Genomic DNA, 19079 nt, shown 5'->3' with positions numbered 1-19079 from the left:
GAGCGCCCGGCGCGCGGCTCAGTCCGCGTCGATGAGCGCCCGGCGGACGGCGGAGAGCAACTGGCCGAGCCCGAAGGCGGCGAGCAGCACCCAGACCGCGCTCGCCATGGTGATGGTGCCGGCGGCCAGGTCCACCTCGATCAGCCCGCTCAGGCCGGCCAGCAGCAGACCGGCCACGGCCACGCAGACCCGGGTGGGCCGCTCCCCCACGGTGACCGCGCCGATCTCCCGCATGCCGGCGGCGACCGCCCGGGCCCGGACGTACTCGTGCAGCCAGGAGAGCGCACCGCCCGCGGCGACAAGCGCCCCCGGCGCGCCGACCAGCCAGAACGCCACCAGCCAGGCGGCCTCGCCGAGCCGGTCGGCAAGCGAGTCGTAGACGTAGCCGAGCCGGGTGGTGCGACCGGTGGCCACCGCCACCGCCCCGTCGACGCTGTCGGCGACCGAGGCGAGCAACACGAACAGCGCACCGAGGAACGGTCCGTCGCCCGGCCGGACCGCGAGCAACGGTACGCAGAGGCAGAGCAGCACCCCGGCCACCGTCACCGCGGTCGGTCCGACGCGTAGCCGGCCCAGCAGGAACCCGAGGTGGTAGGAGAAGCGCAGCCAGCCGCGCACCACCGGAGTGGCGGCCCGGGGATCGAAGCCGCCGTGCAGCCGGGCCCACGCCGTGGCGTACTCGTTCCAGTTCAGCTGTCTGCCCACCACGGTTCAACCGTCGCGACAGCGCCGAGGTGTCGCGCGCCGGATGTCACGTCGCGGCGCCCACCCGCAGGTTCTGCCATATCTCCCGGGTCGCGGTTGACCGGTTGAAGGTGATGAAGTGGATCCCCGGCACCCCCTCGTCGAGCAGCCGCCGGCACATCTCGCTGGTCTGCTCGATGCCGAGCCGGCGGACCGCCTCCGGATCGTCGGCGACCCGCTCGAACCGTGCGGCCAGCGCCGGCGGGAAGGGTGCCCCGGACAGCTGCACGGAGCGCTCGATGGTGCCGATCCGGGTGACCGGCATCACCCCGGCCAGGATCGGCGTGTCACAGCCGGCGGCGGCCACCCGGTCGCGCAGCCGAAGATATTCGTCGGCGTCGAAGAACATCTGGGTGATGGCGAAATCAGCACCGGCCCGGCACTTGCGGATGAAGTACTCGGTGTCGGTGTCGACGTCCGGCGAGCGCGGGTGCCGGTAGGGGAAGGCCGCGACACCGACGCTGAAGTCGCCGGAGTGACGGACCAGGCGAACGAGATCCTCGGCGTAGTGCACGCCGTCGGGGTGCGGGATCCACTCGGCGGTGGGGTCACCCGGCGGGTCGCCGCGTACCACGAGCACGTTGCGCACCCCGGCGCCGGCCAGCCGACCTATCACGTGCCGCAACTCGGCGACAGAGTGGTTGACAGCCGTCAGGTGGGCCATCGGCAGCAGGGTGGTCTCGGTGGCGATCCGCTCGGTGACCGCGACAGTGGTGTCCCGGGTCGAGCCGCCGGCGCCGTAGGTGATCGAGACGAAGGAGGGACGCAACGGCTCCAGCTCACGGATGGCCTGCCACAACTGCCGCTCGCCCTGCTCCGTCTTCGGGGGCATGAACTCGAAGGAGAAGGTCGGCTGACAGTCGCGGACCAGCTCACCGATCGCCGGCTGCGGATTCGGGAGGACCGAGGGAAGACCGAGCGCCACGCACCGACTCTAGCGGGCCGGGCCGAACGTCCCCACCGGCTTCCCAGCGGTGGGGACGACGGCGGGCGGGGCTTGTCGCACGGGGACGAGCGACGGGTCCACCGCAGCCGGCGGCGCGAGAAACTGTCGCACCACCGGGCTAGCCTGCTGACCTGCGCGGGTGGGGTGGAGAGCCCACCGGGGGGCCGCGCGGGGGTCAGCAGCAGACGGTGCGTACCGGCACCACCCTGATCGGGTGGGGTCGGGCCGTCACCCCGCCGACCCGCCGGAGGATCGATGTCCCCGCCCCCGCTCACCCCCGCACCGTGCCCTCCGGCTGCTCTCGGCCCGCTGGTGGCCCGGCTACGGCTCGCCCGAGGGTGGAGCCAGTCCCGGCTCGCCGCCGAACTCTGTGCCGCCGCCGGAGTGTGCACGTTGAGCCGGCACGAGATTTCCCGATGGGAGCGGGAGGTTCGCGTGCCGGGACCCTTCTGGCGCGGCTGGCTGGTCCGGATCCTCGCCGTGCCGGGCAGCCCGCCGACGAACGGCCCCACCGCACCGCCCACCGAGTCCACCGCCCGGCCCCACCGTCCGGGCGCGCGGCCCGCCGGCACCGGCGCGGGGCCCACCGGCCCGGTCCCGGCGGGCAGGCCCGGCACCGGCGGTTCGCCACGCTCGGCACGGCCCGTTACCGCGCCGGCCGGACCGACCCGGCCGCGACCAGCGAGGAACACGACGCGCCGGAGGGTGGGTGGGTCGTCGCGCCGCGTCCCGACCCATTAGCGTCGGGACGTGACCCACGCTGCTCCCGTCTCGCCCGTCGACCGTGCCAGCCTGCGCCAGCGGGTTGACAAGGCACTGTCGGACTTTCTCGCCGGCCGTCGCGCCTGGATGACCGACGTCGACGACGCCCTGGTACCGGTCGCCGAGGCGATCGAGGCGTTCGTGCTGGGTGGCGGCAAGCGGCTCCGGCCGGCCTTCGCCTACTGGGGGTACCGGGGCGCCGGCGGGGTGGACACCGACCCGGTGGTGACCGCCCTCGCCGCGCTGGAGTTCGTGCAGGCCAGCGCCCTGATCCACGACGACCTGATGGACCGCTCGGACACCCGACGGGGCGAGCCGGCGGTGCACCGGCGCTTCGCCGCCCGGCACCGCTCAGCCGGCTGGGGTGGGGATCCGGACGGCTTCGGTGACGCCGCGGCGATCCTGCTCGGCGATCTGTGCCTGGTCTGGTCCGACGAGCTGCTGCACTCCGCCGGGCTCGACCCCCGGACGGTGGCCCGCGCCCGGCCGGACTTTGACGAGATGCGTACCGAGGTCACCATCGGGCAGTACCTCGACGTGCTGACCCAGGCGACCGGCGACACCTCGCTGGAACGGGCCGGGAAGGTCGCCCGGTACAAGTCGGCGAAGTACACGGTGGAACGGCCGCTGCTGATCGGCGCGGCGCTGGCCGACGCCCCCGCCGACGTCCGGATCGCCTACTCGGCGTACGGGCTGCCGTTGGGTGAGGCTTTCCAGTTGCGCGACGACGTGCTGGGTGTCTTCGGCGACCCGGCGCAGACCGGTAAGCCGGCCGGCGACGACCTGCGCGAGGGCAAGCGGACCTACCTGGTGGCAGCGGCCCTGGAGGCGGCCGACGACGCCGGTCGCGCCCGGCTGCTCGGTGGCCTCGGTGACGGCGAGCTGGACGCAGCCGGAGTGGCCCGGTTGCGGGAGCTGATCGTCGACACCGGCGCGCTGGCCCGTACCGAGCAGCGCATCGTCACGCTGACCGACGCGGCACTCGCCGCGCTCACCGCCGTCGACCTGGACACCGAGGCCCGGCAGGCGCTTGTCGATCTGGCCATCGCCGCCACCCGCCGCGCCGACTGACTCCCCCCGGTGACCCCCTCCCGAGCGCGTGGCCCGCTCAGAAACCCAGTGCCTGGGCGCGGCGCTTGACCTCACGGGCATGGTCGCCGCCGAGGGTGGCCGCTGGGGTACCACCGGTCAACGTGTCGTCGGGCTCGTAGAGCCAGCGCAGCGCGGCCTCGTCGTCGTAACCGGCGTCGGCCAGCAGGGTGAGCACGCCCGGCAGGTGCTTGAGCACGGTGCGGTTGGCCACCAGGTCGGCCGGGATCCGGCGGACACCGTCACGGCGCACCGCGATCAGTTCCCGGTCCCGGATCATCTGGTGAACCTTGCTGATCGGCAGGTCGAGTCGCTCGGCGACGTCCGGCAGGGTCAGCCAGCCCGCCGCGTCGGCGGGACCGGCCAGGGGCGCGGTGCCCTCGGCGGGTACGGAATCGGTCACGCGCAACACCCTGCCACGCCACCCCCATCCCCGGTCAACGACCTCCCGGCGACCACCCTGAGCAGGGTCGACAGTCACTCTGCGCGCGCGCCGGACCCGCCGGCGGACGCTGGCCGGTAGCATCCTGTTCAACCTTCGTCCTCCCGACACATAGACTGCCAGCTGATGGACACACAGGTCGCCGACACGTTGCTGGGCTCGCTGATCGACGGGCGCTACCGCATTCGCGGTCGCGTGGCCCGTGGCGGCATGGCGACCGTGTACACCGCCACTGACGAGCGGCTCGAACGCACCGTCGCCGTCAAGATCATCCACTCCACCCAGGGGCCGCCCGGTCAGTCCGGCCGGTCCAGCTTCGTCGACCGGTTCACCGACGAGGCCAAGACGATCGCCCGGCTCACCCACCCCAACGTGGTGGCGGTCTACGACCAGGGCACCCACGCCGGGCGGCCGTACCTGGTCATGGAGTACGTGCGCGGCCGTACCCTGCGCGAGGTGCTCGCCGAACGGCGTCGGCTCAACCCGGACGAGGCGCTGGCCATCACCGAGCAGATGCTCGCGGCCATCGGCGCCGCCCACCGGGCCGGTCTGGTGCACCGGGACGTGAAGCCGGAGAACGTGCTTGTCGCCGAGGCGCCCAGCGGCGGTCCGGCGAACCTCGTCGACAGTGTGGTCAAGGTGACCGACTTCGGGCTGGCCCGGGCCGTCGAGGCGAGCACCGACCACGACAGCGGCAACCAGTTGATGGCGACCGTGGCGTACGTCGCTCCGGAGTTGGTGACCGACGGCCGGGCCGACGCCCGCACCGACGTCTACTCGACCGGCATCGTGCTGTTCGAGATGCTCACCGGCCGGGTGCCGTACGACGGTGACCGCCCGATCGACATCGCCTGGCAGCACGTCGACCGGGACGTCCCCGCACCGTCGACGCTGGTGCCCGGCCTGCCGAGGGTGCTCGACGACCTGGTCGCCCGCGCCACCCGTCGTGACCCGACGGCCCGCCCCGCCGACGCCAGCACGCTGCTGGCCGAGGTGCAGGTGGCCCGGGACGGCCTGGGCAGCCCGAACAGCCACACCGCCCGGATCGCCCCGGTGACCGACGGCCCGGCGGCCATGTCCCAACCGACGATGATGGTCGCGCCGGTACGCCCGCCCGAACGACCGACCTGGGCCCGCCTGCCGGAAGGCGCCCCATCCACCCGCGGTCGCCGTCGGGCGACGCCGACCGGCGACGACGATGTGCGTACCCGCCTGGCCGGACTGGTTGCCCGGCTGACCGGCCAGGGCGGCGGCCGTCTCGCCGTCGCGGCCGTTGTCGTGGTGCTCGGGTTGGTGGCCGCGCTGGGTGGCTGGTGGTTCGGGGTCGGTCGGTACACCACCGCGCCGCAGTTGGTGAGCATGACCAAGGCCGAGGCGGAGGCACAGGCCTCCCAGGCCGGGTTCGAGGTGGTCTACGCCGACCCCCGGTACGACGACCAGATCCCCCGTGACGGTGTGCTGGGCCAGGAGCCCGCGTCGTCCGCCCGGATCCTCAAGGGCGGCACCATCACCCTCACCCTGTCGCTCGGGCCGGAGCGCTTCGAGCTGCCGGACGTGGTCGGCAAGGACTTCGCGCTGGCCGAGGCCGACCTGCTCAGCGCCCAACTCGAGGTGGTCAAGGGCACCGCCCGGTACGACGACAGCCTGCCCGAGGGCATCGTGGTCGCCACCGACCCGAAGGCGGGCGAGGAGGTCAAACCGGGCGACGAGATCACCGTCATCCTCAGTAAGGGCCGGGCCCCGATCACTGTGCCCAACCTGGTCGGCAAGAACCTCAACGACGCCCGTAACCAGATCGCCCAGCTCGGACTGGTGCTGGTGGAGCCAACGCGCAAGGAGTCCGACAAGCCGCGTGACGAGGTGATCGGGCAGAGCCCGGCCGCTGGCGGCGGCGTGGAAAAGGGTGCCCAGATCCGGCTGGAGGTCAGCGAGGGTCCGCCGCTGGTGACCGTGCCGCGCGTCGTCGACCTGCCGTGCCAGCAGGCCAAGCAGGTGCTGGAGAGCCAGGGCTTCCCGGTGGCGGTGCAGTTCAACCCGAACGCCGTCACCCGGTTCCAGAACCCGAACGAGAACGCCCAGGTCGCCCCGGGGACACAGATCACCATCGGATGCTTCTGATGTCTGCTCCGGATCACGGCCACCGGCCGATCGGTTCACACACGCCCACCTCTGGCGGGCTGGCGAAGGCGGCGCTGCCGTACGTCGACGCGACCGGCTCGGAGGTGGCGCAGGTCTACGTCGGCAACTCCCGGGGCTGGGCGATGCCGGCCGGCGATCCGGCGCAGGACGAGCTGTTCCGAGACGGCTGCGCCGAACGTGGCGTCGCCGTCTACATCCACGCGTCGCTGCTGGTCAACCTTGGTTCCCCGACCGCCGCGACGGTCGAGCGGTCGACCCAGGCGCTGGCTCACGCGCTACGTCGAGGTGCGGCGATCGGCGCACGTGGGGTGGTCTTCCACGCCGGCAGCGCGGTGGACGCCGGACACGCCGACACGGCCATGCGGCAGGTACGCGAGTCGCTGCTGCCGTTGCTCGACTCGGCCGCCGACGCGGGCGGTCCGATGCTGCTTGTCGAGCCGAGCGCCGGTGGCGGCCGTTCGCTGGCCTGCCGGGTCGAACACCTCGGGCCGTACCTCGACGCGGTCGACCGGCACCCGTGGCTCGGGGTCTGCTTCGACACCTGCCACGCCTGGGCCGCCGGGCACGACCTGGCCGCCGAAGGCGGGATGACCGCGACGCTTGACGCCCTGGTGGCCACGGTCGGGGCGGACCGGCTGCGGCTGGTGCACGCGAACGACTCGAAGGACCTGTGCGGTTCCACCCGGGACCGGCACGAGAACATCGGCAAGGGCATGATCGGCGAGCCCGCCTTCGCCGAGCTGATGCGTCACCCCGCCACCGCCGGCGTGCCGACCCTCGTCGAGACCCCCACCGAACGCCACGAGGGCCACGCCACCGACATCACCACCCTCCGCCGCCTCCTCCCCTAAACCCCACCCCCACCCCTTCGCTCCGCGATCTTGCACTTTCTGTCACCACATAAGCCGCGAAAAGGGCGTAACGGCGACCGAAACTGCAAGATCGCGGAGGGGGTGGGGGTGGGGTTAGCGGCGGAGGATGTGGGTGAGGGTGGTGGCGGCTTGGGCGATCTCGGCGTCGGTGACGTCGAGGTGGGTGACCAGGCGGGCCGTGCGGGGGCCGAGCACCGAGATCAGTACGCCGTCGGCGCGGGCGGCGGCGGCCAACGTGGACGCGTCCAGCGGGGCCTTGGTCAGGTCCAGCGGAACGATGTTGGTGCGTACCGTGGTGGCCAGCACTCCGAACGGGGCTATCGCCTCCGCCAGCCGGGCCGCCTTCGCATGGTCGTCCGCAAGCCGGTCGATGTGGTGGGCCAGGGCGTACCGGCCGGCAGCAGCCAGGATGCCGGCCTGACGCATCCCGCCACCCATCCGCTTGCGGATCACCCGGCCCCGCTCGATCCGGTCGGCGGAGCCGACGACAAGTGAACCCACCGGCGCGCCGAGCCCCTTGGACAGGCACACCGACAGGGTGTCGAACAACGCGCCATAGGTGGCAAGTGGCACCCCGTCGGCGACGTGGGCATTCCAGATCCGAGCACCGTCGCAGTGCACCGCCACCTGCCCGGCATCCGCGACCCGGCGCAGCTCGCGCAACGTGTCGAGGGGAATGACCCCGCCGCCGCCACGGTTGTGGGTCTGCTCCACCGCGATCGCCCGGGTGGGCACCACCCAGGGGGCGTCGGGACGGACCATGCCGGCTACCACGTCGGGATCGAGCTGGGCCCCCACCGGTGGCCAGGTCCGCGAGGTGACCCCACCGTACGTGGCGGCGGCCCCCATCTCGTACGTGACCACGTGCGCGTCGGCGTCGCAGAGCAGTTCCGCGCCCGGCGGCACCAGCAGTTGCAGGGCTATCTGGTTGGCCATCGACCCGCTCGGACAGAACAGCGCCGCCTCGTGCCCGAACATCGCGGCGACCTCGGCCTCCAACGCCCTGACCGTCGGATCCTCGCCGTAGACGTCGTCACCCACCTCGGCGGCGGCCATGGCCTGCCGCATCGCGGCGCTGGGCCGGGTCACCGTGTCCGACCGCAGATCGATCAGATCAGCCACGGAACACCTGCACAGCCGCCGACCGCAGGGCTCGCAAGCTCACTCCTCGCGTCAGCCACAGTCATCCCTCCGGCCGCCGACTGCGGGGCTCGCAAGCTCACTCCTCGCGTCAGCCACAGTCATCCCTCCGGCCGCCGACTGCGGGGCTCGCAAGCTCACTCCTCGCGTCAGCCACAGTCATCCCTCCGGCCGCCGACTGCGGGGCTCGCAAGCTCACTCCTCGCGTCAGCCACGGAGCATCTCCGCTACGAGGAACGCCAGCTCCAGCGACTGCTGGGTGTTCAGGCGGGGGTCGCAGGCGGTCTCGTAGCGGTCCGGCAGGTCGAGGTCGGCGATGCCCTGGGCGCCGCCGAGGCACTCGGTGACGTCCTCACCGGTCAGCTCGACGTGCAGACCGCCGGGGTGGGTGTCCAGGCCACGGTGCACCTCGAAGTAGCCGAGCACCTCGTCGACGATCCGGTCGAAGTGACGCGTCTTGTAGCCGTTCGACGACTCGTGGGTGTTGCCGTGCATCGGGTCGCACTGCCACACCACCTTGGCTCCGGCGGCGGTCACCTTGGCCACGATCGGCGGCAGCGCGTCCCGGACCTTGTGGTTGCCCATCCGGCTGATCAGGGTGAGCCGGCCGGGGATGTTGTCCGGGTTCAGCTTCTCGCACAGCTCGATGGCCTGGTCAGGCGAGGTGGTCGGGCCGAGCTTGACCCCGATCGGGTTGGCGATGCGGGAGATGAAGTCGATGTGCGCGCCGTCGATCTGCCGGGTGCGCTCACCGATCCACAGGAAGTGCCCGGAGAGCCCGTACGCACGGCCGCCGGAGACCCGGGTCAGGGCCCGGTCGTACTCCAGCGCGAGGGCCTCGTGCGAGCAGTACAGGGTGACCGTACGCAACGCCTCGTCGTCGGTCATCCCGCAGGCGCGGATGAACGCGAGAGCCCTGTCGATCTCCCGGGCGATCGCCTCGTACCGCTCGCCGGCCGGGGAGTTGCGCACGAAGCCCTTGTTCCAGTCGTGCACCGCGTGCAGGTCGGCCAGCCCGCCGGCCAGGTAGGCGCGCAACATGTTCATGGCGGCGGCCGAGTTCGCGTATGCCCTGATCATGCGCTGCGGGTCGGCGACCCGCGCCTCCGGCGTGGTCTCCAGCGAGTTGATCATGTCGCCGCGGTAGGCCGGCAGCCCTCGGGCGTCGGTCGGCAGCGACCGGGGCTTGGTGTACTGCCCGGCCACCCGGGCCACCTTCACCACCGGCAACGACGCGCCGTAGGTCAGCACGATGGCCATCTGGAGCAGCGTGCGGGCGTTGGCCAGCAGGTGGCTCTCGGTGTTGTCGGCGAAGGTCTCCGCGCAGTCACCGCCCTGCAACAGGAACGCCTTGCCCTCACAGACAAGCGCCAGGCGCTGGCGCAACTGATCGACCTCGTACGGGGCGACCACCGACGGCACGGTGTCGAGCACCTTGCAGACCTCGGCGACCTGGGCCTCGTCGGGCCAGGGCGGGGTCTGGGCGCGCGACAGCTCCCGCCAGCGGTCCAGGCCGAGAGCCTCGTCCTCGGCGGAGTCGACGGTCGGGCGGCTGGTCTGCAGCACCGGGCTGCCCACCGCCGGATGACTCAACTGATGCCACTCATGGCGCATGGTATTCAGCGTACGGCGACCAGCCGGGTGAGCCACCGGCGAGGGGCCGGGTTCCGGCAGATGGACGACCCTCGACGGTGGCGCAGGTCAGGGTGTCGGCGCCGGGGCCGGGCTGTTCGCACCGGGCCGCTCGTCGGAGATGCACCAGTCGAGCCCGTCGCGGGTGACGGTGAACAGCAGCGGCCGGGTCGCCTTCTTCTTGCCGACGGTCACCGTGACCGCAGTGCTGACCTCCTGGCCTGACGGGCCGGGTCGGATGTCGGTGATCTCGGACTTCGACACCTCGAAGTGGTCGGCGAAGTCGCCGTTCGGCTCGGTGGCGGCGGCGTCGAACGCCTCGTGCAGCACCGCGCAGAGCTGGCCGCGGCCAGCCGCCACGTCCTTGGCCGCCATCGCGTCGAGGTACGCCTGGACCCGCTCGCGAGACTTGAGCATCGCCTCCTCGGCCGGCGCCCGCTCGGGCTGCTCCGCCTCGGTCTCACCGCCGACGAGCCCACAGCCGACCACGACGAAAGGCAGCGTGGCCAGCAGTGCGGCGGTGCTCGCCGGACGCCGGTACGTGACCCGCATCGTCACCTCCCTCGATGGCGGACATCGAGACACCGTCGAGCGGCGAGTCTGTCACACCGCTGGTCGGGCCGGGAGATCGGCCCCGGGCACGCGGGACGGGGAGGGGCCGGTGCGGGCCCCTCCCCGTCGTGTGGGTGACGCGTCGGCCGTCGGCTCAGCCGAGGCCGCCCTTGATGGCGCCGATCAGCTCACCGTTGCTGGTGTCACCGGAGAGCTCCCAGAAGAAGGCGCCACCGAGGCCCTGGTTCTTGGCGTACGTCATCTTCCCGCCGATGGTCGACGGCGTGTCGTAGCTCCACCAGTTGCTGCCGCACTTCGCGTACGCCGTACCACCGATGGTGCCGGTGGCCGGACAGGTGTTCTTGAGCACCTTGTAGTCCTCGATGCCCTGCTCGTAGGTGCCCGGAGCCGGTCCGGTCGCGGTACCACCCGGCGCGGTCTGGCTGACCCCGGTCCAGCCACGGCCGTAGAAGCCGATGCCGAGCAGCAGCTTGTTCGCCGGAATGCCCTTGCTCTTGAGCTTCTGGATCGCCGCGTCGGACCAGAAGCCCTGCTGCGGAATGCCGGAGTACGAGTACAGCGGCGAGTGCGGGGCGGTGGGGCCCTGCGGGGCGAAGGCGCCGAAGTAGTCGTACGTCATCGGCATGATCCAGTTGAGGTGGGTGGCGGCACCGGCGTAGTCGGTGGCATCGATCTTGCCGCCGTTGCTGCCGTCGGCGGTGATCGCGGCGGTGACCAGGTTGCTCGAACCGAACCGGGTACGCAGCGCGCTGGCCACGTTCCTGAACGCGTTCGGGCCGCTGGCGTCACAGGTCAGGCCGCAGGCGTTCGGGTACTCCCAGTCGATGTCGATGCCGTCGAAGACGTCAGCCCAGCGCGGGTCCTCGACCAGGTTGTAGCAGCTCTCGGCGAAGGCGGTCGGGTTCTGGGCGGCCTGGGTGAAGCCACCGGACCAGGTCCAGCCGCCGAACGACCAGATCACCTTGAGGTGCGGGTACATCCTCTTGAGCTTGCGCAGCTGGTTGAAGCTGCCGCGCAGCGGCTGGTCCCAGGTGTCGGCGACGCCGTCGACGCTCTCCGCCGCGGTGTACGCCTTCTCGTAGTCGGCGTAGCTGTCCCCGATGGTGCACCGGCCGCCCGTGGTGTTGCCGAAGGCGTACAGGATGTGGGTCAGCTTCGACGCCGAACCGCTGGTGTGGATGTTCCTGACGTGGTAGTTGCGGGCGTAGACGCCCCACTGGGCGAAGTAGCCGACCACCTTCTGCGCGCCCGGGTTCGGCGGCGTGGTGGTCGGCGGGGTGGTGGTGGGCGGCGTGGTCGTCGGCGGCGTCGTGGTGGGCGGTGCGGTGGTGGTCGGCGGCGTGGTGCCGCCGCCGCACGGCGCGCCGTTGATCGTGCAGTTCAGCGGCGCCCGGTACGCGCCGGTGCCGTTGTAGCCCCAACTGAAGGAGGCGCCCGGGGCCAGCGCACCGGCCCAGCTCTTCTTGACCGCCACATAGCGGTTGCCGTTGCGGGTGACGTCGGCGTCCCAGGAGCTGCCGATGCTGGTGCCCGAGGGCAGCTCGAACTCGATGCGCCAGGTGCTGACGCTGGCGTCCGACCCGTTGGTGATGGTGACCCGCGTTTCGTGACCGGTCCCCCAGTCCGAGACCCGGGTGAACGAGGTGGTCACGCTTCCGGCGCCGAACGCCGAGGCCATCGGGACCGTGGCGACGGTCACCGCGACCACGGCGCCGACCCAGAGGGTCCGGCGAAGCGATCTTCTCATGTGGCGTCTCCAAACAGTTAGGAAACTTTCCAAAAGGATGAGGAGACGCTACTCACACGCCACCACTTCGTCAAGATGTGCATGTATCGATTGCGCGTGTACGGCCAGATCGACGCGCGACACCATCACCGCCGGCCAACGCTTGGATACCGCTCGGTAACGTCACACCGCCCGCATCGCCCGCGATCACCGGCGCGGCGGTAGCCTCCGGGCATGACCGTCTTCGACATTCCGATCGGTGCGCTCGCCGGCGGCCCGGCCGACCTCGCGCAGTACCGCGGACGCGCCCTGCTGATCGTCAACGTCGCCTCCCGCTGCGGCCTCACCCCGCAGTACGCCGGCCTGCAGACCCTTCAGGACGAGTACGCCGATCGCGGGCTGACGGTGCTCGGCGTGCCGTGCAACCAGTTCGCCGGCCAGGAGCCGGGCAGCGCTGCGGAGATCAGCGAGTTCTGCCAGGTCAACTACGGGGTGACCTTCCCGATCACGGAGAAGGTCGACGTCAACGGCCCCGACCGTCACCCCCTGTACGCGGCCCTGGTGGACACCGCCGACGCCGACGGCCACACCGGCGACGTCCGCTGGAACTTCGAGAAGTTCCTCGTCGCCCCCGACGGCACCGTCGCCGCCCGCTTCGCCCCCACCGTCACCCCCGACGACCCCACCCTCCGCGCCACCCTCGACAAGAACCTCCCCACCTGACCACCCCAGCCCGCCCCACCCCGCCTCGTCGATCTTGCAGTTTTGGTCGCCGATTTATGGATTTCGCACCTGTTCGAGCCGACAGGAACTGCATGATCGATGAACTGGCCGGTGGCGCGGCGGGGCGAGGTGAGGTCGGAGAGGGAGGGGTGGGTATGGCGACTGTGGGGTTTATCGGCAGCGGACACATCGGAGGGACGCTGGCGCGGCTGGCCGTGAACGCCGGCTACGACGTGGTGGTGAGCAACTCACGTGGGCCGGAGACCCTGACCGGCCTGGTCGAGGAGTTGGGGCCGCAGGCGAGCGCGGGCACCGCCGACGCCGCCGCCCGCGCCGGTGACCTGGTGGTGGTCACCATTCCGCTCAAGTCGTACCGGGCCGTGCCGGCCGAGCCGCTGGCCGGCAAGGTCGTCATCGACACCAACAACTACTACCCGCAGCGGGACGGCCAGTTCCCCGAATTGGACGAGGGCAGCGTCACCAGCAGCCAGTTGCTGCAACGTCACCTGCCGCAGTCCCGGGTGGTGAAGGCGTTCAACAACATCTTCTTCAAGCACCTGCTCACCCTGGCCCGGCCCGGCGACGCCGCCGACCGCAGCGCGCTGCCGATAGCCGGTGACGACGCCGAGGCCAAGGCCACAGTGACCGCCTTCCTGGATCGGATCGGCTACGACGCGGTGGACGCGGGCACGCTTGCCGACAGCTGGCGCTTCCAGCCGGACACCCCGGCGTACGGCGTCATCTATTCCGCCGATCCGTCGGACGCGGAACGCGAAGCCCCGGCCGGCGCGGGCATCCTGCGCTCCGCCCTCGCTGACGCCGGCTGACCCGTCCGCACTCCGACACCCGACGTCCCGCCGCTGTCCGACACCCGGCGTCGTCGTCCCCGACTGTGCCTGCCGGGCCCCCTCTGGCAACAGGCCGTGAAGGCTGGTCGAGGGCGGCAAAGGCGGAGGCGGGGCCAGATGGCGTCGGGCATCCGCATACCGCGGCCATGAGGTCGACGGCGGGATCACATCCTCACCCCGGAGCCACCATTCCGGCGCCGGTCGAGATTCGTCGATTTCCGCCGGTCGCCGGAATCAGGCGTCGTCGGGTCGTGTAGATGTCATGGAGATTCCGTCTCGGTCCCATGGAGATTCCATGTAGATTCCGTGAATGTCCACGCCGGCCAGATATGACGGGCACGAGACGAGCCGCCAGGCCGAGACGCGGACCACACCGAGGAATGGCGCGCCGCCCAACGAAGAAAACGGCACCACCGGTCTCGGCGGACGCCTGGCGCCAACACGGGCAATGAACTCATTCGGATGGTCACGGCGGCGAACCGTGATCACTCCGGTGCCGATATGGCCCATCACGTCCGGAGTGTCAGGCGTCGGAGGGGTTCGTCAGTCACCCGATCCTCGATACCAGAATTGCGCGTCGGTTGCCAATGTCCAGACGCAAACACATCGGTCTACATCGCTGCATCTCATGCAACGATGCGCCAACGGACCGGGCTACGGGGTTGCCGTTCACAGAAAACTCTCGGGTAGGGTCGAGCTCGCTCACCTGGGCTGTCGTGACTTCGGCAGGTCCACGGCAAGGAAATAGTGTCGACAGAAACGCACCTTCGTGCGTCGCCCGAGAAAGCTGCCCGCGTACCGCATTCCCTTGGAATGGAGACCGTGTCCGCACTCAGAGTGAAATCCCTCTACAAGGTCTACGGGAGCCGCGCCGACAAGGCGGCGGAGATTCTCCGGAACAGCGCAGGCCGGGACGAGAAGCTGGCAGGACTACCGGTCACGGCCGCGGTCGTCGACGCGAACTTCGAGGTCAGACGCGGCGAGATCTTCGTGGTCATGGGCCTGTCCGGCTCGGGGAAGTCCACCCTGATCCGGATGCTCAACGGGCTGCTGTCCCCCACGCACGGCACGGTCGAGATCGACGGTGTCGACATCACCAAGCTCAAGCCGGCCGCGCTACGGAAGCTGCGCCGCGAGAAGATCAGCATGGTCTTCCAGCACTTCGCGCTCCAGCCACACCGGTCGGTGTTGGACAACGCCGGCTACGCGCTGGAGATCGCGGGCCTACCTCGCGTCGAGCGCCGGGAGAAGGCGCTACAGGCGCTCCGGATGGTCGGACTCGATGGCTCGGCGGACAAGCTGCCGCAGGAACTCTCCGGCGGCATGCGCCAGCGCGTCGGCCTGGCCCGCGCGCTCGCCGCCGGCACCGACATCATGCTCATGGACGAGGCCTTCTCCGCGCTCGATCCGCTGATCCGCCGCGAGGTGCAGGACCAGCTGATCGGGCTACAGGCCGAACTCGGCAAGACGATCGTGTTCATCACGCATGACCTCAACGAGGCGATGCGCCTCGGCGACCGCATCGCGGTCATGCGTGCCGGCCGGATCGTCCAGATCGGCACCGCCGAGGAGATCCTCACCGACCCGTCCAACGACTACGTCGCCCAGTTCGTCGCCGACGTCGACCGGACCAGGATCCTCACCGCGTCGGCAGTCATGGAGCGACCGCTCGGCGTCGTGGACGTGAACTCCGGCCCACGGGTGGCCGCCCGGGTGCTGCGCGAGACCCAGACGTCGGCCGTCTACGTCACCGGCCGGGACAAGCGGTACCTGGGCACCGTGACCGCCGACGCCGCCACCCAGGCGGTCCGGGACGGCCGGAAGAACCTCCAGGAGATCGTGTCGACCCAGTACGTCCACACGGTCGAGGACACGACGCCGGTGGCCGACATCTTCGCCGCCGCCGCCCAGAGCCCGGCACCGGTCGCCGTGATCGACAGTGACGGGCGGCTCGCCGGCGTGATTCCGCGCGTCACCCTGCTGAGCGCCCTGGGCAGCCTCAGCACCGACACCGGCGAGGCCACCGCCACACCCGGGCCTGCCGACGAGGTTGGTACGACGCCGACCACCGACCCGACCCAGGCCGTCGGAGCGGCCGGCACGGCACCGACCGGGAACGGCGACCCGACAGCGGAGGTGCCGGCCCAGGTGGTTGCCGAACCATCGGCCCGGCTGACGGGAGAGCCCGCATGAACAGCGCCGACAGTATCGATGACCTGCTGCCGTACGTACGGATCGGCGACGCGTTCAAGGTCGGCGTCGACTGGTCGAGGGATCATCTGTCCGCCGTCTTCGACGGCATCGCCTCCGCCGTCGACTCGCTGGTGGAGCCGCTGGTGGACCTGCTGACCGCGCCCCCGGCGATCGTCATGGTAATGATCTTCGCCGGCCTCGGCTGGTGGCTGCGGAGTTGGAGGTTCGGTCTCGGCACCATGCTCGGACTCGGCCTGGTGGCCGGGTTGCCGATCTGGGAACAGACCATGAGTACGCTGGCGCTGGTCCTGGTGGCCAGCGGAATCGCCCTGCTGCTCGCCGTACCGCTGGGCATCCTCGTCGCGGAGAGCCGCCGTGTCTCGGCGATCGTCCGGCCGGTGCTGGACCTGATGCAGACGATGCCCGCGTTCGTCTACCTGATCCCGGCCATCTTCTACTTCGGCGTCGGCGCCGTGCCCGGCGTGCTGGCCACCGTGGTGTTCAGCATGCCGCCTGGGGTACGCCTGACCGAGTTGGGCCTGCGCCAGGTCGACCGCGAGGTCATCGAGGCCGGCGAGGCGTTCGGCGCCTCGCCGTGGAAGATCCTGCTGCGGACCAAACTGCCACTGGCCCTGCCGACCATCATGACCGGCGTCAACCAGGTCATCATGCTGGCCCTGTCGATGGTCGTCATCGCCGGGATGGTCGGTGCCGGTGGTCTCGGTGAAGTGATCATGACGGCGCTCGCCCGGGTCCAGGTCGGCGCGGGCTTCGAGGGCGGCATCGCCGTGGTGATCCTTGCGGTGGTGCTCGACCGCCTCACCGACTCGATCGGCGCGCGTACCGCCTCGGCGAAGGCGCAACGCGCCATGCAACAGGCCTGACCCTCCGTCCTGACCCACGCGGGGAAGTCACCGTTGCCGGCGCCCTGCCTCGCTACCGCGAGTTCCGCCGGTTGACCGCAACAAGGGAAGGAAACTCCACATGTGGAGCAGTAAATTGGTGCGCCGGGTCGCGCTGGCGGCCACCGCCACCCTGGCGCTGACCGGCGTGGCCGCCTGCGGCGACGACGGCGACTCCGGCGACGCCGCCGGCGACAACAAGCAGATCACCATCGGCTACATGGCCTGGGACGAAGCCATCGCCAGCTCCTACCTCTGGAAGAACCTGCTGGAGGAGAAGGGCTACGACGTCGAGCTCAAGAACGTCGAGGCGGGGATCGTCTACCAGGGCCTGGCTACGGGGGACATCGACCTCTTCCTCGACAGCTGGCTGCCGCAGACCCACGCCGACTACATGAAGGAGTACGGCGACAAGATCGAGAAGGTCGGCGTCTGGTACGACAACGCCAGCCTGAGCATCGCCGTGCCGGAGTACGTCAGCGACGTCAACTCGCTGGAGGACCTCGCCGCCAAGGCCGACACCTTCGGCGGCGAGATCATCGGCATCGAGCCCGGCGCCGGCCTGACCGCCGCCACCCAGGACAAGGTCATCCCCGAGTACGACCTGGCCGGCAAGCTCACCCTGAAGACGTCGTCGACGCCAGCGATGCTGGCCGCGCTGGACGGCGCGATCAAGGACCAGAAGCCGATCGTGGTGACCCTCTGGCACCCGCACTGGGCCTACGCGAACTACCCGCTGAAGGACCTGGCGGACCCGAAGGGCACGCTCGGCGGCGCTGAGGAGATCAACATGCTGGCCCGTCAGGGCTTCGGCGCGGACTTCCCCGAGGTCACCGAGATGCTGAAGAAGTTCAAGATGGACGACCAGCAGCTCGGCTCGCTGGAGGACCTGATGTTCAACGTGCACAAGGACGACGAGGAGAAGGCCGTCGAGGAGTGGCTGAAGGCCAACCCGGACTACGCCGGGACGGTGGACGTAGCCAGCTCCTGATCCGGCCCTGAGCGATCAGCCGTCGGTGGCCGGGCCCAAGCTGGCCCCGCCACCGGCGGCTGATCCATCTCCCAGGAGCCACGCCTTCATTTCTCAGGGGCCACACCGCCGGGATCCCCCACCGACGGGACGCCGGCGCGCCGGGCCCGCCACTCGGGGGCCAGCACCGACCAGACCTCCAGGTCGATCCGGCCGTCCGGGCCGGCAAGCACCTCGCGCAGCACGCCGTCACGCCGCATGCCGAGCCGGCGGGCGACCGCGATGCTGCGCACGTTCCCGGCGTTGGTCCGCCACTCGACTCGGTGCAGCCCCCGTTCGACGAGCACCCAGTCGATGAGCCGTTCGACAGCCCTGGTCACCAGGCCCCGCCCCTCGGCGGCCGGTTCCACCCAGCACCCCGCCTCAGACACCCCCGAAGCCGCGCTGAGCGACACCAGCAACACCCCGCCGACCAGCCGGCCGTCGGACCAGATCCCCCAGATGCCACCGTCGTCCCGGGCCCACCTGTCGGCGTAGCGCTGGAGCACGTGCCGCGCCCCGTCGAGGTCGGTGGCCACGAAGGACGGCGACACCCAGGGCGCGATGTGCTGCCGAGACCGGTCCAGGTTGGCCAGGAACTCTTCGGCGTGCCACGGGTTCAACGGCCGCAGCTCGGCGTCGGCACCCAGTGGTGTGGCGAACATCAGCGCCCTCCGACCCGCCGCATCGCGGCCATCGATGTTTGACGGAAGCCGAGCTCCCGGTAGAGCGGCTCACCCTCCGGACGCGCGCCACCCACCGCGCCCAACATGACCGCCCGCAACCGGACCAACTCCCGAGCGTCGTCCACAGTCGCCCGCCGCACGTCACCCACCGGCAGAGACTAACCGTCCGCACGTCTGCGCCACTGCCCCTGACCCGGCGCAGGCTCCGCCGCCGTACCCACATCCGGCGGTCGCCGTCCGATCCGGCCCGGGTCAGACCGGGCGGCGCCCGGCGAAGCCGCAGTCGGCGCGGTGGTACCAGCGCACGTCGGTGTCCCCCTCCAGCCAGCACCAGAGCACCTGTCGGCCCTCGCGTTCACCGGGGAAGTCGAGCAGCACCGGTGCCACGTTCTTGACCTCGATGCCGTGCTGCTGGATCTCGTCGAGGACCGCGTACAGCCGGGCTTCCAGGCCCTTGACCTCGGCCCGACCGCCGAGTGCGCTGAGCCCGTGGCCGGCCAGGTCGGCCTGCAACTCGGCCAGGTCGGCCCGGACCCGGATCAACTCGTCGATCCGGGGATGCAGGGTGGCTACCAGGTGCCGAGCCTGGGCGAGAGTGAACACCGCGCCAGTATGCGCCACCCCGATCACCCCACCGACCCCCCACCACACTC

Annotated in this window: 18 protein-coding genes; 8 read left to right on the top strand and 10 right to left on the bottom strand. The window is 70.8% G+C overall.

Annotated elements, in window-relative coordinates; translation table 11 throughout:
• Positions 1–18: 18 nt before the first annotated feature.
• On the bottom strand, positions 19–708 hold the full coding sequence (locus CLT74_RS29955) for a CDP-alcohol phosphatidyltransferase family protein (protein ID WP_099850967.1): 690 nt from the start codon (positions 706–708) through the stop codon (positions 19–21).
• Positions 709–751: 43 nt separating this feature from the next.
• A complete protein-coding gene (gene metF / locus CLT74_RS29950) occupies positions 752–1669 on the bottom strand; it encodes a methylenetetrahydrofolate reductase [NAD(P)H] (protein ID WP_099850965.1) in 918 nt (305 codons plus the stop codon).
• A gap of 771 nt (positions 1670–2440) precedes the next feature.
• On the opposite strand from metF, the gene CLT74_RS29940 reads away from it, so the two are divergent.
• Positions 2441–3523: a polyprenyl synthetase family protein gene (locus CLT74_RS29940; protein ID WP_099850959.1), complete on the top strand. Its 1083-nt coding sequence runs from the start codon at positions 2441–2443 to the stop codon at positions 3521–3523.
• A gap of 37 nt (positions 3524–3560) precedes the next feature.
• Here the strand turns inward: CLT74_RS29940 and CLT74_RS29935 are convergent, their stop codons facing one another.
• The gene (locus tag CLT74_RS29935; RefSeq protein ID WP_099850956.1) at positions 3561–3944 is read right to left on the bottom strand and encodes an Rv2175c family DNA-binding protein; all 384 of its coding nucleotides are present in this window, start codon (positions 3942–3944) and stop codon (positions 3561–3563) included.
• Positions 3945–4109: 165 nt separating this feature from the next.
• On the opposite strand from CLT74_RS29935, the gene pknB reads away from it, so the two are divergent.
• Both pknB and CLT74_RS29925 read left to right on the top strand, forming a co-directional pair.
• Positions 4110–6101, top strand: a complete 1992-nt coding sequence (pknB, locus tag CLT74_RS29930; RefSeq protein WP_099850953.1) for a Stk1 family PASTA domain-containing Ser/Thr kinase — start codon at positions 4110–4112, stop codon at positions 6099–6101.
• Positions 6101–6973 (top strand): deoxyribonuclease IV, encoded by an 873-nt coding sequence (locus CLT74_RS29925; RefSeq protein WP_099850950.1) that lies wholly within the window; start codon positions 6101–6103, stop codon positions 6971–6973. Before pknB ends, CLT74_RS29925 begins: the two co-directional genes overlap by 1 nt.
• 114 nt (positions 6974–7087) lie before the next feature.
• Here CLT74_RS29925 and CLT74_RS29920 read toward each other — a convergent pair whose 3' ends face one another.
• The 4 genes from CLT74_RS29920 to CLT74_RS29905 all read right to left on the bottom strand — a co-directional run bounded on the left by CLT74_RS29920 (position 7088) and on the right by CLT74_RS29905 (position 12086).
• Positions 7088–8116: a GntG family PLP-dependent aldolase gene (locus CLT74_RS29920; RefSeq protein WP_099850947.1), complete on the bottom strand. Its 1029-nt coding sequence runs from the start codon at positions 8114–8116 to the stop codon at positions 7088–7090.
• A 225-nt stretch (positions 8117–8341) separates the two neighbouring features.
• Entirely contained in the window at positions 8342–9748 is a 1407-nt protein-coding gene (locus CLT74_RS29915) for a class II 3-deoxy-7-phosphoheptulonate synthase (RefSeq protein ID WP_099850944.1), read from the bottom strand.
• Between the two features lie 87 nt (positions 9749–9835).
• Positions 9836–10318: a hypothetical protein gene (locus tag CLT74_RS29910; RefSeq protein ID WP_099853453.1), complete on the bottom strand. Its 483-nt coding sequence runs from the start codon at positions 10316–10318 to the stop codon at positions 9836–9838.
• A 154-nt stretch (positions 10319–10472) separates the two neighbouring features.
• Positions 10473–12086: a glycosyl hydrolase family 18 protein gene (locus CLT74_RS29905; RefSeq protein WP_099850940.1), complete on the bottom strand. Its 1614-nt coding sequence runs from the start codon at positions 12084–12086 to the stop codon at positions 10473–10475.
• 213 nt (positions 12087–12299) lie between these two features.
• Here CLT74_RS29905 and CLT74_RS29900 point away from each other — a divergent pair, with 213 nt between their 5' ends.
• The 5 genes from CLT74_RS29900 to CLT74_RS29880 all read left to right on the top strand — a co-directional run bounded on the left by CLT74_RS29900 (position 12300) and on the right by CLT74_RS29880 (position 17722).
• Entirely contained in the window at positions 12300–12788 is a 489-nt protein-coding gene (locus CLT74_RS29900) for a glutathione peroxidase (RefSeq protein ID WP_099850938.1), read from the top strand.
• A 155-nt stretch (positions 12789–12943) separates the two neighbouring features.
• Positions 12944–13615, top strand: a complete 672-nt coding sequence (locus tag CLT74_RS29895) for an NADPH-dependent F420 reductase (RefSeq protein WP_099853451.1) — start codon at positions 12944–12946, stop codon at positions 13613–13615.
• Between the two features lie 834 nt (positions 13616–14449).
• The gene (locus CLT74_RS29890; protein WP_099850935.1) at positions 14450–15829 is read left to right on the top strand and encodes a quaternary amine ABC transporter ATP-binding protein; all 1380 of its coding nucleotides are present in this window, start codon (positions 14450–14452) and stop codon (positions 15827–15829) included.
• Positions 15826–16713, top strand: coding sequence for an ABC transporter permease (locus CLT74_RS29885; RefSeq protein WP_099850932.1), 888 nt, complete (start codon positions 15826–15828; stop codon positions 16711–16713). Before CLT74_RS29890 ends, CLT74_RS29885 begins: the two co-directional genes overlap by 4 nt.
• Before the next feature lie 100 nt (positions 16714–16813).
• The gene (locus CLT74_RS29880; RefSeq protein ID WP_099850929.1) at positions 16814–17722 is read left to right on the top strand and encodes a glycine betaine ABC transporter substrate-binding protein; all 909 of its coding nucleotides are present in this window, start codon (positions 16814–16816) and stop codon (positions 17720–17722) included.
• Between the two features lie 86 nt (positions 17723–17808).
• Here the strand turns inward: CLT74_RS29880 and CLT74_RS29875 are convergent, their stop codons facing one another.
• From CLT74_RS29875 to CLT74_RS29870, 3 genes are all read right to left on the bottom strand, one after another.
• The gene (locus CLT74_RS29875; RefSeq protein ID WP_099850927.1) at positions 17809–18405 is read right to left on the bottom strand and encodes a GNAT family N-acetyltransferase; all 597 of its coding nucleotides are present in this window, start codon (positions 18403–18405) and stop codon (positions 17809–17811) included.
• Complete coding sequence (locus CLT74_RS30575) at positions 18405–18575, bottom strand: hypothetical protein (protein ID WP_158240301.1); 171 nt, start codon at positions 18573–18575, stop codon at positions 18405–18407. The genes CLT74_RS29875 and CLT74_RS30575 overlap by 1 nt, the downstream gene beginning before the upstream one ends.
• A gap of 103 nt (positions 18576–18678) precedes the next feature.
• On the bottom strand, positions 18679–19029 hold the full coding sequence (locus tag CLT74_RS29870; protein WP_099850924.1) for a DUF2203 domain-containing protein: 351 nt from the start codon (positions 19027–19029) through the stop codon (positions 18679–18681).
• Positions 19030–19079 lie beyond the last annotated feature (50 nt).

This window comes from Verrucosispora sp. CNZ293 (assembly GCF_002754655.1).
Note: the sequence above shows the minus strand (reverse complement) of the source record. Positions and strands in the feature narration are given on the sequence as shown.

Excerpts from the sequence above, each read along its gene's own strand:
- pknB (WP_099850953.1), top strand. The coding sequence starts at position 4,110 with ATGGACACACAGGTCGCCGACACGTTGCTGGGCTCGCTGATCGACGGG.
- CLT74_RS29925 (WP_099850950.1), top strand. The coding sequence starts at position 6,101 with ATGTCTGCTCCGGATCACGGCCACCGGCCGATCGGTTCACACACGCCC.
- CLT74_RS29915 (WP_099850944.1), bottom strand. The coding sequence starts at position 9,748 with ATGCGCCATGAGTGGCATCAGTTGAGTCATCCGGCGGTGGGCAGCCCG.
- CLT74_RS29910 (WP_099853453.1), bottom strand. The coding sequence starts at position 10,318 with ATGCGGGTCACGTACCGGCGTCCGGCGAGCACCGCCGCACTGCTGGCC.
- CLT74_RS29905 (WP_099850940.1), bottom strand. The coding sequence starts at position 12,086 with ATGAGAAGATCGCTTCGCCGGACCCTCTGGGTCGGCGCCGTGGTCGCG.
- CLT74_RS29900 (WP_099850938.1), top strand. The coding sequence starts at position 12,300 with ATGACCGTCTTCGACATTCCGATCGGTGCGCTCGCCGGCGGCCCGGCC.
- CLT74_RS29895 (WP_099853451.1), top strand. The coding sequence starts at position 12,944 with ATGGCGACTGTGGGGTTTATCGGCAGCGGACACATCGGAGGGACGCTG.
- CLT74_RS29890 (WP_099850935.1), top strand. The coding sequence starts at position 14,450 with ATGGAGACCGTGTCCGCACTCAGAGTGAAATCCCTCTACAAGGTCTAC.
- CLT74_RS29885 (WP_099850932.1), top strand. The coding sequence starts at position 15,826 with ATGAACAGCGCCGACAGTATCGATGACCTGCTGCCGTACGTACGGATC.
- CLT74_RS29880 (WP_099850929.1), top strand. The coding sequence starts at position 16,814 with ATGTGGAGCAGTAAATTGGTGCGCCGGGTCGCGCTGGCGGCCACCGCC.
- CLT74_RS29875 (WP_099850927.1), bottom strand. The coding sequence starts at position 18,405 with ATGTTCGCCACACCACTGGGTGCCGACGCCGAGCTGCGGCCGTTGAAC.